Source organism: Flavitalea sp. (genome assembly GCF_035489435.1).
Lineage (GTDB): Bacteria > Bacteroidota > Bacteroidia > Chitinophagales > Chitinophagaceae > DATHKG01.
On the sequence record NZ_DATHKG010000050.1, the window covers coordinates 34,851 to 49,389 of the forward strand.

The 14,539-nt window shown below is 44.8% G+C and carries 6 protein-coding genes; all 6 read right to left on the reverse strand.

What is annotated here, in order from left to right; translation table 11 throughout:
* Positions 1-139 precede the first annotated feature (139 nt).
* On the reverse strand, positions 140-1,918 hold the full coding sequence (locus VK664_RS07940) for a RagB/SusD family nutrient uptake outer membrane protein (RefSeq protein WP_461398100.1): 1,779 nt from the start codon (positions 1,916-1,918) through the stop codon (positions 140-142).
* Positions 1,919-1,951: 33 nt separating this feature from the next.
* Entirely contained in the window at positions 1,952-5,251 is a 3,300-nt protein-coding gene (locus VK664_RS07945) for a SusC/RagA family TonB-linked outer membrane protein (RefSeq protein ID WP_461398101.1), read from the reverse strand.
* Positions 5,252-5,594: 343 nt separating this feature from the next.
* Entirely contained in the window at positions 5,595-8,012 is a 2,418-nt protein-coding gene (locus VK664_RS07950) for an ABC transporter permease (protein WP_461398102.1), read from the reverse strand.
* Positions 8,013-8,215: 203 nt separating this feature from the next.
* On the reverse strand, positions 8,216-9,760 hold the full coding sequence (locus VK664_RS07955) for an alkaline phosphatase family protein (RefSeq protein WP_461398103.1): 1,545 nt from the start codon (positions 9,758-9,760) through the stop codon (positions 8,216-8,218).
* 51 nt (positions 9,761-9,811) lie between these two features.
* Positions 9,812-11,293 (reverse strand): SusD/RagB family nutrient-binding outer membrane lipoprotein, encoded by a 1,482-nt coding sequence (locus VK664_RS07960; protein WP_461398104.1) that lies wholly within the window; start codon positions 11,291-11,293, stop codon positions 9,812-9,814.
* Positions 11,294-11,302: 9 nt separating this feature from the next.
* The gene (locus VK664_RS07965; protein ID WP_461398105.1) at positions 11,303-14,521 is read right to left on the reverse strand and encodes a SusC/RagA family TonB-linked outer membrane protein; all 3,219 of its coding nucleotides are present in this window, start codon (positions 14,519-14,521) and stop codon (positions 11,303-11,305) included.
* Positions 14,522-14,539: the final 18 nt, after the last annotated feature.

The window sequence follows — 14,539 nt, forward strand, 5'->3', positions numbered from 1 at the left end:
CGAGGTCAATTATTAAATCGCGGGAATAAAGAGAAAAAAATAGGATCTCCCGAAACAAATTTTCGAAAGATCCTATTAACTATCGTTGGAAAAATCCTGTTAATAAGGTTTGTTGTAAAGCGTCAACCAATTTACTTTATCACTCCCACCCTGGATTTTGTTTTAAGTTTGGATTACGCTGCAAATCGTTCAGGGGAATAGGATAATAGTACATGCGTTCCGTCCAATCCCTTTTGATTTCATTCATCCAGATTAGTTCTCCTGAAGTACCATTTCTCAGCAATTGTGAATTTGTAGCAGTGCCTATTTTCGGCGAAACATCCACATAGGTTACACCAGCAACGGCCGGCGATGGACGCGTTCCTTGATAAAATGCCACGTCAAGAATACCATCTTCATTCAGATCCAATGGTGTATTGAGCGCAGGCACGTAAAATCCGTTCCATTCCTGCTCCATCAATTCTCCTGCTTTCCATCTCAGGATATCGGCAAAACGGAAGCCTTCCAGGCTCAGTTCAACACCGCGGTCTCTCCTGATTTCCAAAATAGAAGGATCCGAAATATTGGGAAAATAATTTGCCACCAGGTATGGATCTGCGATGGCAGGTTTTGTTGCAAGACCACCGGTGATACCGCCCCTTGCTCTCAGTGCACCAATAGTAAGTGCCCATTCAGCATTGGTTAAAGTACCGAGCTCTGCCTTTGCCTCTGCAAAGTTTAATAATACTTCAGCATAACGGAACAATGGTACTGAATTCGTATTTAAAGCCCCAGCGTCATAATATACATCGTCCAATGTGTACTTGATAGGCTGGTATCCTGTAAATGTGTAGGAGAATACGGGCGGGGCTGGCACTTGTGCACCATTGTTGATCCGTTTATAATCTCCTGAACGAATTGTTTGTTTCAGCCTCAGGTCACGGTTTTTGACTTCATCTTTAAACAGTGTAGTCTTGTATGCAGGATTGTTGGTAAAAGGAGTGCCGTCGAGGTTCAGATAGGTGTTAATGAAGGTTCGTGTTAAACTTGCCTTTGCTCCGTAAGTACCGCTCGTCCACCACCAGTTGGCATCACCCAATACTCCAAGATTGACATCAGAGACTGAGGCCTGTAATACTTCATTTGCTAAAGGTGTATTGCTGGTGAACACCTGGCGATAAGATAAGCCAGGACCTCCGGCAGTGTTAAGTGAGTATCCTCCTTTCTTGATGACTTCATCCGCAGCGGAAGCAGATTCCTCAAGCCATTTGTTGGCTGAGGCTGTCAGATTCAGATTGGTATGGTATTTCCGGAATGTCCCTTCAAAAAGACAGACTCTCGATTTAAAAGCATATGCCACCCATTTCGTAATGGTGGTACGTGTAGGATCATTAGTAGCTATTATATTGGCGCTGGCATAATTGAGATCAGCCAATACAGAATCCATCACTAACTCTCTTGAATCACGACCCGCCATTAACGCCGGATCATCGATATCCAGTGCTTTTCCAATCCAGGGTACATTACCAAAACGCTTGACCCTTTCCAGGTAAAAATAAGCCCTGAAATAGCGGGCAATACCTGTATAGTTATTCCTGATGTTTTCAGGCACCGCCGGGTCATTATTGTTCTCGATAAAGTAGTTCATGTTTCTTAAGTCTCTCCAGGTCCAGCCTGTACTGTTGTTGGCTCCATATCCTCCCTGCCGGATGAAATCCGAAACAGCCTTTACCGCCAAGTAATCAGACATCTCATCACGCGTGGTAGTGTTTCTTGGCAGGAACTCCAGACCATAAAAGGAGTTTGTGTATAATTTCAGACCATTTTCTGAACCAAATACGGCGTCTTTTGAAGCGGTGGCTCCCGGAACCTGGTCCAGTTTGGAACAAGATGTGAAAGCGAATGCAGCAACCAGTATCCCTATATATAATGTTTTCATTCGTAAATATTTTTTGTTGATTGTCGAATAGCTTTAAAATACAACGTTGATTCCAAAAGAGTAACTCTTTAACATCGGGTAATTGTAACCATCACCGTTTGTAGGGTTATTGTTCAGGTCCCGATCTGCAACCACAGCGTTTTCGACGTCTATAGTATTCTTCACAATCTTGTACATTGGCGAAGAGGTGAAGAGGTTCTCGCCCGAGAAGTAAACTCTCAGACTGCGGGCGCCAATCCGACCGATCCATTTGGAAGGCAGGCTATAACCAAGCTGGACATTTTTCATTCTCACGTAAGCAACGTTTTGTAAATAGCGTGTCTGTGCCACACCGAGTGTGCGGTTAGTATTATTGGACGCAGCTCTGGACATGGTTCTTGGAAAATATGCATTTGTGTTTTCCGGCGTCCACATGTTACCCAAATGGAAAACGGGTACGTTATTATACGGGCGATTGTATTGCCCCCAAAACATTTCTGTTTCGGTGCTTGGATACCATTGTTGCTTTCCCACTCCCTGGAAGAAAACAGAGAAAGAGATATTATTCCAGTCTGCGCCGAGATTTACTCCATATGTATACCTGGGCGATGAATTACCGATGATCCTTCTGTCCCCAGACTTATCAGCTTTATTTTCACCCACGTTGATTAACCCATCTTTGTTCAGGTCTCTCAACTTAATGTCGCCGGGGAACCATAACCCCGAAGGCGAGGCCCGCATCTGTGGATTTTGCTTGGCATGTGAAGCGATATCTGCGGCATCAAGGAAGAACCCTTCTGTCTCATAACCCCATATTTCGCCCAGCGTTTGTCCGACATAGTAAGTTGGGTTATTAGGGTCGGTGCTCAAGAATTTATCGGGGTTGTTATACTTGTCGATTTTTGTTTTGTTGTCTGCTAAAATCAAACGCACATTGTACCTGACGGGTTTATTTCCACCACCAACTTTGTCATTCCAGGTAAGGGAAGCTTCCCATCCACTCGTAGTCAGGTCAGCATAGTTGCCCTTTGGAACATCTGCTCCAAACGTAGCGGGAGGCGTCAGGCCAAACGTGAACATATCCGTGGTTTTGCGGATATACGCATCGCCCACAAAACTCAGGCGGCCAGCCAGCATGGTTATATCCAAACCGATGTTGGTTGTTGTTGAAGTTTCCCAGGTTAAACCTTCAGGGATTACATTGGGATTACGCGTGGTCTGAGGTCTTGTGCCGCCTAAAATCACAGATGATTGGGTTACAGCAAAGAGCTCCTGGAATCGATAGGAATCAATGTTACCATTCCCAAGTGCGCCATATGATCCCCTGATTTTCAGATCAGAGATAATGTTTGGTGAAACATGCCAGAACGCTTCTTTATTGATTCTCCAACCTGCAGAAACAGAAGGGAAAAAACCATATTGTTGATCTGCCGGGAATTTTGATGAACCGTCGTAACGAGCATTTACTTCGACCAGGTAGCGATCTTTGAAAGAATAATTTAATCTTGAAAACCCGCCCACAAAAGCCCATTGTTCGTAATCACCACTGGTAGCAATAGACTGCCCTGCTGCAAGATTCAGATTAAAAGCGTCTTCGAAAATAATCCCGTTGCGCTGAACGTTAAGACGATTATAGGTAGACTGTTCGTAATTATAACCAACCATTACCTTCAAATAATGGTCACCGCCCAAATCAGGTTCAAATTCTGCATAGATGTTTGTCGCCCAATACCTGGTTTTCCGTTCGTCAAATAATAAATCGTTGGTAGTTGTTCCCACAAACGCAGTAACTCCCTGGAAGTTGCTATAGGGTACCTGGACACGCTTTTGATTTCTGCTTTCATCCGTATTACGGAAAGTAAAATCGGCATTCACCCGAAACTTATTATTGAAGAATTTGCTTCTCAGGCCGGTAATGTTCCGGAGTACATCTCGACGAGTATCGATTCCATTCTTTCCATATATAAAATCACCTATGGTATAAACAGATGCAAAAGTCAGCGTGCCATCAGGATTATACAAAGGCATGGTGGGTTTTCCTTCATCGGCAATATTCCTCCAGATTCCGCCGCCTTCACCCACGTTGATGGGGTTATGGTAGTTCATACTGGAATAATCCATATTGTTCTCAATAGTCAGCCAGGGAAATACTTCAATAGAACCCCTGGCGCGGATATTTTTCATATCATAATCATCACTGTTGTAGCGGAAAAGTCCTTTCTGATTCAGGAAACGTCCCGAAACCAAAAAGCTCGCCTTGTCGCTTCCCCCGCTTGCAGAAATATTGTTCTCAAACGCCGGCGTGTTTTTCTTGTATAGCTCAGCATAATAATCGGTGCTTCCATAATATGTATACTCACCAGTAGTAGGATTGACTTCTACAGTGTTGTAGGGCTGTCCTGACTCTGCCCTGCGTTTGAATTCATCAAGGTATGCCTGGGAAAACTTCTGTGTCTTATTGGCATTTTGCGGGAATGCACCATCACCATTTACAAAAGCTTCGGCAAACATTTTAGACCAGGTATAACCATCGGTTACAAAATCGGGGGTTGTGATAGGCGATTTTAATGCGAAATTGCTGGAATAAGTTACACTGGTACGGCCCTTGACACCTTTCTTAGTAGTGATCAGAACCACACCAAATACTCCTCTTGCTCCATATATAGCAGCAGAGGCAGCATCTTTTAGAACCGATACTGTCTCTACGTCGTTTGGATTTATCAAACTGGGATCCCCTTCAAACCCATCGATCAAAACCAGTGCATTACCACCTTGACCGATAGAAGTTGTACCTCTTATATTATAACTGGGCGACTGGGTGGGCTTGCCGTCTGCCATTCTCAGGTTCAGATTCGGGATCTGGCCTTGCAGCCCCTGGGTAAGGTTGGTTATGGGCCGGCTTTCCAGGTTTTTGGAACTGATCTGATCAACCGCACCTGTGGCATTTAGTCTTTTTTGTGTACCAAAACCTACTACGATCACCTCATCCAGGGCAGCAGTTGAGGAAGTAACCATTGTTGCCATAACAGCCTTGTTTTCCCCGGGATTTAACGAATAGTTCCGGATCTCCAGTGTCTGAAAGCCAACATAGGACATTCTGAAACGGTAATTAGTGCCTGTAGCAAGTTCAAGCCGGAAAACACCCAGCTCGTTTGTCATAGCACTTTTTTGCAAGGTACTGTCCGACTCATTGATAGCCACAACCGTTACGTTAGACAGCGGTGCGCCACCATCATCCTTTACAGTACCTGTAACGGTTGCATTTGTTTGTGCCAGACTTTGAAAGGAAATGCCCAGTAAGAGCAGCAGAACCAAACCCAAGTAGCGGGATCGCTTAAGTTCAATTTTCATCATTCAGTATTTAGTTAGTAATGGTTAAAGATGCCTGGTATCTCAACAGGATATCTGGATTCTAAATAAGATGCAAACGTATCGACGCAACGATAAAAGAAGTGAATCCCTATTTTAAGGAATTGTAAACTTTCATGTTGGCAACAATCGTTTGTTGTAATACAAATTAAACATTTTTTTCAATTCCAAAGTTATTAGTCATATTTCAAAAGACCAACTCCTGTATGTAAGAGATCGCTGACATCTGTGGCATCAAAAAGAAGCTTACAACTAATGTTGGAAGGCGAACTTTTACAACTACAGTGATGTTAAATAACGTTGTCAGAATTGATGTAGGTTGTTCGTATCAACCATCCGTTTTTAGACTCTTTGCCGGGTTCGCTTTCGCTGCTTTCATTGCCCGATGTCCCACCGTTAGCCAGCCAACAACGATACACCCGATAAACGCAAATAAGAAAATGGAATATCCCGGTTGAATGCGATATGTATAATTCTGCAACCAGTTATGCATAAAATAATATGCCACAGGCGAAGCAATTACAAAAGCCAGCACGATCAGTAATATAAATTCTCTCGATAACAGGTACACAATACTTGAAGTAGAAGCACCAAGCACCTTTCGGATACCCACTTCCTTTGTGCGTTGGGTAGCGATAAACATGACAAGTCCATACAACCCGAGACAGGAAATGAATAAGGCAATTCCTGCAAAAACTTTGTACAATATGGAAAGCTGGTTTTCCTGTTTGTAAAAGCTATCAATAGTATCATCAAGGAAACTGTAACTAAATATCTTGTCGGGGTAAGTTTCTTTCCAAAGTTTTTCTACTACAACCAGCGTTGCTTTTTGCGTTTCAGGTTTTACCCTGATATTCATTACCTGATAAGTACCATTCCAGGTGCTGAGTACAACAGGCGACATCGGCTGCTTCAGGGATAAAGCATTGAAATCACGAACTACACCGATAATGGGAATGCCTTCCCCTTCGCTACCAAAATTGATGGTTTTCCCGAGTATATCTGAAGGGTTTAAATAACCGAGCTTTTTAGCGAGTGTTTCATTCACGACATATTCCCTGATCGTATCGCTTGCATAGTATTGGCGACCACCGACGAATTCAATGCGGTAAGTCTTGAAATAATCTGCATCTGCCCACTTTAGATTTGCTCCAAAGTCGGTCTCATGGGTCGACTGGTTGAACCGGAATTTACTTGTCCAGTTATCTTCGGAAGAAGGACTGGCATAGCTGAGACTTATATTTTCGATGCCGGGGTGATTGCGTAACCTGTTCACAAAGGCGTTGGTTTTCGACTGGTTCGCGCTATCGTTCGCTATCGGAACATTCACCACATACGACCTGTCGAATCCCAGAGGAGCATCTTTGAAATAAACTGTTTGTTTTACCACGATCAACATGCCGATGATCAGGATCTGTGCAATAGAAAATTGCAATACAACCAATGATCGTCGTAGAGATATTCCTCCAACCATCTTTGAACTGATCTTGCCTTTTAATGCAGTCACCGGTTTAAAGCCCGACATAATAATTGCAGGGTATAAACCTGATAAGATCGTAATCAGTAAAACAAGAATCACCATCAGATTAATCACGGTTGGGCTTAGTAACATGCCTGCCGTCATACTGGTAGCAAGCAGTTGGTTAAGAAAAGGAAGCGCTGTAATGGATATCCCGATTGCGATTGCAAAAGCAGCAACGGTGATCAACAATGATTCGCTGAGAAACTGGAATGTGAGTTGACCGCGACTGCTACCCAGCACTTTTCGTACACCTACTTCCTTCGATCTGTTAACCGCATGCGCTGTCGCAAGATTGATGAAGTTCACACAGGCGATCCCTATAAGAAAGATGGCGATCAGTGAAAGTATAGAAACCAGCTGGTGACTGAATGTGTGTGTGCGATAGTTGCCGAAACGCTCATCGTAATGCATTTCGGCGAGTGGTTGGGCATTAAAAAGGTCACCTGCATTCTGAGCAGGTTTGTACTTTTTTGAGAACGCTTTCAGATCAGCCTGGAATTTATTCAAGCCATACGAGGGAGAGAGTACCACAAAAGTGTAGGCGCCGTGATAAGTACCTATCCAGTCCTTCAGGCTTTCTTTATAGTCTGTACTTTTCAGTGTTTCATAAGAAATTATTACGCTCAATGGGAAATCGGTATTTTCCGGAACGTTTTTGAGTATGCCAGATATCTTATAAGTGAAGCGATTATTGTGGCGAATGGTTTTCCCGATCGCGACCTTCCAGGTGCCGAAGTATTTATCTGCAAGCTCCTGCGTCAGTACGACACTGTTGGGTTGAGATAATGCAGTTTCCGGGCTACCTGCCAACCATTCGAAATCGAACATCTGGAAAAACCCGGGTTCGGAATAGAAGATATCCTTCTCTTGAAATTTTTGTTCCTGCTTGGTTTTATCAGATTGCGCATTGATTTGTCCATCTCCTTGCCTGAAGATAGAGGCAACTTCTTCTACCTGTGGAAAATCGAGACGGAGCTGGGGCGCTACGGGGAATGACGTATTACCGGAATATCTAAGTCCGTCCAGGCCGGAAAAGGTGGACGTTATCCTGTAAATGTTATTTCGTTTTTTGTGAAATGAGTCGAAGCTCGTTTCAAACTGGACAACAAAAAATATCAGTAGGGCAGCTGCAATTCCTACGGCGAGGCCGCTGATATTTATGATAGAAGAAAGCCGGTTTTTCGACAAGTTCCTAAGGGAGCTGTTGAGATAGTTTCTGAACATGGAGTGGCAAGTTGATGAAGAAATTCAGTAAATATTAAGCCAGTTTAGCATCAACTTGTTAATCAGGTCTTTGAAATATCGGATTGATGTGTCAGGTGTTCGCTTTTGATACTGCTAAGCGGACAAAAAAAAATATTGCACCAACCCGAAAGTTGATGCAATATTGAAATTTTCGCAGCATTTACCGGAGTTGAGACACGACTTTATTTAACCTTGGTCCTGCTTACTTTTCCAAAATTCACATACTTATATTTTCCCATTATCGTTCGCTCCAACATTAAATGGTAATTACCTCCGGGATATTCAACTGAAGTCTCGATTACTTCCTTCCTGGTCGTTTCCTTTTTATTCGATAAAGGTTTATTTAAGAACTCATTCATAACGCGCCCGTCCATCGATGCCGGGATAGCAATGCCGAGGATCTGTAAGATAGTCGGCGCCAGATCTACATTGGATGTTGGAAGATCGCTTTCGAATGAGGTCTTGAAAGCCGGACCCGACACGATCAGCGGAATATGTACATCATATGGACTCAGGCTGCCATGGCCGGCTACACCAGGAATAAAACTTGCCCCGGCATATCCCGCACTGTTCTTACGGTCGTCCCAAAATGCATCCAGTAAGATATCTGCAGAGCGTTCGTGATCCCAATGGATCGTTTCGAATGAAAGCGTGCCCGGTACCGCGCCTTTCAGATCCCCGGGTTTCGCCCCCTTTGTAAATATAGTACCGACAAAATCCATGGGTTGCAACAAGGCTACTATCTTTCTGATCAGTTCAGGGTTATGATCTTTTACGTGAATGGCCCCGCCGGCGGTCACCACATCCTCCGAATTAACAGCTTGTTTCAAACCGGCATCAATCAGTATCTGCGCGAGACTTTTCTTGGCTTGGCCCACATAAGTCATGAAGCCATGGTCCGTTGAAATAAGAATATTGAACGATTGACTTAGTCCTTTACTTTCCAGGCTGGCGATGATCCGACCGAACTGTGAGTCTACCGATTTGATGGATGCCATCGCCTCTGGTGAGCCGATGCCGTGTTCATGCGCCGCTCCATCCGGGTCAGAGAACCAGATGGCACTTACCAATGGACCATCTGCGGAGAATCCATAACGGATCAATGCATCGGTAACCCATTTATGTTTTCCACCCGGTTGTATCGGACCGATCTCTTTATAGATGCTATCCTTCAATGAAGCAGGGAGGATCATCGATGGGTTGATGATTGCACCGCCGCTGATAGTATGATTCTGCAGGAAGGCCTGCCCGGTGGAACCTGAACTGAATACCATCATTCTCTTACCGGCAGATTGTATGATCTCACCCAACGAGATCGTGGTCAGCAGTTTGCCATTGGTGGCCTCTGCTATCTTTTGCAACTGACTCGCATCACCGGTATTTAACGCAGTAGTTTTCGATACCTCCGGGAAGAAGACACTATTACCCATTAATCCATGTGTTGATGGATAACTTCCTGTAGAATAGGATGAAGAATTGACACGAGTTACCGTAGGGAAGACGCTATGATGCTCCTTTCCATAAGACGATCTCTTTTTGAATGCATAAAGATTTGGCATTGCTTCTGGTGTGATATAATCCGGTCGCAGCCCGTCGAAGAATACGATCAGTGTTTTGCTTCCTGAATTATTATTCATCTTATCCTTATTCACCTTATCCTGTGCATTCAGGTCGGCAATACTTACAAGTAAGACGACTATAAGAATATATTTTTTAAACCTTTTCATATACTGTTTTTTATTAAGTTTTTTATCTGACTATTAATCCCACCACACTAGCTATTTATCCCACCATACCTTGATATTCGTATTGTCGCCATCCATGGATGCAACCGCATCGGCCAGGCTCTTTGGGTTCAGCGATTGCAGGTAGGTAGGGAAGGGTACACGTACCGGGAATGCATTTTCAACCGGAATGCCTGATCCTCTCGGTAGTACAGGATAGCCCGTTCTTCTTTTTTCAAACCATGATTGATAGTCATTGAAGAAGAAGGCATAATATTTCTGTTGAATGATCGACTCAAGCTGAGTCTCCTTCGGCGCTGCCGCGTCATATGCGACTCCGTGCTGCGCCAGGAAACCTGATGGCAATGCTACACCCCACTGTTTCATGGATGCGGTGATACCGGATTCATAATGTTGCTTCGGAGTCTTGCCAGTTGAAAACCCTTTGAGGGAAAGTTCGGCCTTGATGAATTCAAGTTCAGCGTAGGTCATCATTACACCGAGTGAGGGTAGCGTCTTCAGCGCATCGGGGTAACTGGAGTTGGCGCCGACCGGGTAGGAAACGGTTGTAGGGTAGCCACTTTCAATTCCCTGGTATGCTGTAGCGCCATTCACCGTCACTGTTGTCGCCCATACGGAGAGCCTCGGGTCATTCACGGCATTCAGGTTATTGATGAAATATTTTGTAAAGCAGTTCTGATCTCTCCATTCCAACTGCCTTGTAAGGTAGAATGGGTTGAAGTAAGGTGTAACACCCGGGTACTTAAATATTGCTTCATCCGCATTACCGCTGAACATGGGATATGCGGTGGGATCGGCCAGCATTTTACTTATCTGTTCGCTCACGTTTATTTCTCCATCGCGTTTAATGATGCGTAGCAACAGGCGAAGTTTTAAAGAATTAGCAAACTTCTTCCATTTAAGAATACCGGCGCCTGCGGTGGAAGAGGCATTAGCATCATATACGAGATCGCCGCCGAATGTCAGCCCCTTAGTAGTATTGAACAAAGTATTCGCAGTATCCAGATCATTCAGGAGCCGCATATAGATGTCTTTTTGTTTATCGAATGCCGGCAGGAAATTGTCGTCCGTTCCTTTCGTGGCCTGACTAAAGGGAACATCGCCGTACAGATCTGTCAGGATCGAATAGGCCCAACATCTATAGACCAGGGCGATGCCTTTATAATTATTCTCATTCAGTTCGTTCGCGATAGAATAGATGTCTTCGATGTCTGTCATATACCGGTAAAAATTACTCCATACAGCGCCACCCGGTTGAATAACGTAACGGTGAAGGCCACCCGCACCCGAACTTGCCCTGGGTGCATCCACCTGCATCAGCTCATGTGTAAAGAAACGACCCTCGTTGATTGTAGTATTCACGATCCGGTATTGCAGCTGACCGAGGATCACACCCGGTGTAATTCCTTTAGGCCGGTTGGGATCGGTGTTGAATTCCTTGAAATTCTTCGTACATGCAACACAAAATAGCATTGCAGATAATGTTACGATATAATATTGTTTGATCCGTATCATATTGCTTTATTAAAATTTTAAAGTAAGATTGATTCCCATCGTACGGGTTGAAGGGAATTGCGTTAGCTCCACTCCGGGTGTCAACGTCCCGTTGTTAAGATTTCCTCCTTCAGGATCGAATGCAGGGAAATTGGTAATGTTGAACAGATCCCTTCCATAGATGGCAATACTGGTCTGTTCAATAGGCAGACGCTGAAGCCATTTTTTTGGAAGGCTGAACTCGATGCGCACCTCTCTCAGTTTAAGAAATGACGCGTCGAAAATGTTGTTCTCCGTGATAGCATCATTATACATCGTTTCGTAGTATGATCCGGCTGGTACCCGCTTGGTATTCGGTTCATACTTACCACTTGCAGTGTTCAATACTACGCCGTCACCTATCACTCCGCCTTCAGCACGGCCGGGGAGGGTGACCTTTGTCTTACCTAGGCTATTGTTTTTATAATTGGTCTGCGACCAGATGCTTCCGCCCTTTTGTCCATCCAGCAGGAAGCTGAACCTGAAATTCTTTAGGGTAAACTCATTCATCAGTCCGGCTTTCCAGTCGGCGAAGGCATTACCCATTTTTATAGCTACCGGGTCGAGTCCTGAAGGCAGACCGGAGGTGGCGGAGTAAATGATCTTTCCTTCATCGTTTCGAAGTAGTGGACGTCCGTACATGTCGCCCATCCGTCCACCGACCCTGGCCTCGATGGTCACGTTGCCGCCATGGTTGTAGATGATCTGGCTGGTGACTCCTTCGGCGAGTTCCTTCACATAGCTGCGGTTCATGCTCCAGTTAAGCGTAGTGGTCCAGGTGAAATTTTTATTTAAAATGGGTTTTCCAGTTATAACTGCTTCGATACCCCTGCTGTTGATTAAGCCAGCATTCACCACCTTGCTATTATAGCCGGAAATGGGATCAACGGGAAGCGCGATGATCTGGTTGCGGCTATTGTTGGTATAGACGGCGAGGTCGAGACCTATACGATTATTAAATAAGCGCAGATCAAATCCAGCTTCGTAACTGGAGGTTATTTCTGGTTTAAGATTGGGATTGTATAATGTGCCTGGATTGGTGAAGCTGTTGCTATAGATCCTGTCATAATATTTATCTGTATTGTATGGTGAAGCGTCATTGCCGACCTGTGCCCATGAGAACCTCAGTTTGGCGAGTGATACGGCCACCGGCATTTGTATCATTTCATTAAGCAGGAGACTCGTACTTACGGAAGGATAGAAATAGGAATTGTTTTCCTCTGGTAATGTGCTTGACCAATCGTTGCGGCCTGTTATGTCGAGGAAAATTTTCTCCCTATATGAAAACTGTGTGGATGCATAGAGGCTGTTAAGCGCCTTCTTGGATTTCTGCGGATCTGCAACGGCGGGGAAAAGACTGTTAGAGATCATATATATTCCTGGCTGTGCCAATTGATCGGCGTACATACCCGCGAAGTCATAGGTTTGCCGCATCGCATTTCCGCCGGCAGAGACGGTGAACTTGAAATCTTTGCCGATATTATCATGATAGGTCAGTAATGCGTCCGTGTTGATCTCGTAGTTGAATACGCTCTGTTCCCTGAACATGCCATTGGGGAATTTGGTCATACTGAACGGGCGTTGTTGCGATCTGTATTCATAAGACATGTCGGTGCCGGAACGCAGCATCAGTTCCAACCTGGGGCTTATCTGGTAGTTCGCCGAGATCGTACCGATAACACCATGTTTATTTATCTTATTCAGCATTTCATACAGGTCGAGGTATGGATTATCGGGGCCTGTATTAAATGGATTTTTCTGCTTCACGTTTACCAGTCCCGGTTGCCAGTAAGGCTTGAACCATTCGGGTCTGATATTAGGTGTAGTTCCGATGATCAGGAAATACATCATCGACTGGTTGTTGTATCCCGCTCCTGGAAGATTGTCGCTTTTCTTATTAGTGTAATTGACCCTGCCGCTGATCTTTAATTTGTCGCTGATCTTCTGGTTCACGGATAGTGCGGCATTGATCCTTTCGAACCCGGTATTCGGCAGTATCCATTCATTCTTGAGGTGGGTCAACGATAGGCGTGCGGAACCTTTGTCGTTGCCGCCATCGATGGATATGCTGTTGGAAACTGTTAGTCCCGTTTTGAAGAAGCCGGTAATATAATCTTTATCAGCTACCCAGGGAGTGCGTTCGGTTGGTTTGCCATCGGGAGAATTTGGGTTATACTGAAAATACGACTGGCCATTGAACCTTGGTCCGAATGCTCTTCCGGCTGCAACGGTCGTACTGGTGTTGCTGCCATCGACGCTGTTGAGATATGAGTAATAGGCATCAGTTCTTCCCTCTCCGTATTCATACTGGTAATCCGGCCAACGGTTTACCTGGTCCATGCTTACATTGGAATTGAATGTGATGCCGATGCCCCTCTCCTTTCTTTGCCCTGACTTAGTAGTAATGAGAATAACGCCACCGGCAGCACGGCTTCCATAAAGGGCTGTGGCTCCGGCTCCTTTTAATACTGTCACCTTTTCAATATCGTCAGGGTTTATATCAGAAAGATCCGAGCCGAAGTCAACCGGGTTGTCGGCAGACAGGTTAGATGAAAAGCCAGTGCCTGTTATCCGTTTGCTTACCGGTACTCCATCGATGATGATCAATGCCTGGTTGTTATCCAGGTTGAGCGATGATTCGCCTCTCAGTGTGATGCGCGACGAACCGATGGGCCCGGCGCCTGCACCTTGTATCGTTAGTCCCGCTACTTTTCCCGAGAGTGAATTGATCCAATTCGGAGTCTTCGCATCTGTCACGGCGTTTGCTTTTATCGTTTGAGCCGCATATCCCAGTGATTTTTCTTCCCGGCGGATTCCGAGGGCGGTGACAACCACCTCGTTCAATTCGTTTGATTGCTGTTTCAAATTAACGGACAATGAAATCCTTGCTTTCTCAGTCACAGTATATCCTGAAAGTGTGTCGGGGATATAGCCGACGTGACTAAAAATGAACCTGTATGGTCCGCCCGGCTGCAGGTTGTCCAGGATGAAGATGCCCTTTTCGTTGGAGGTGGTGTTGAGTACGGGATGGTTGGAACTGTTTTGCATAGTTACCACTACATCGCTTAATACTTCGCCATCGCTGTTTTTTATTATTCCCGTAGCGACGGAGCCTGCATTCTGTGCTTGTGATGTGATAACGCAGACAAAGAATGGTAGTAAACCTACCGTTTTCAGAAGCAGTTTAATTGGTTTGATCGTTGCATTCATATTAATTCATATTAAATT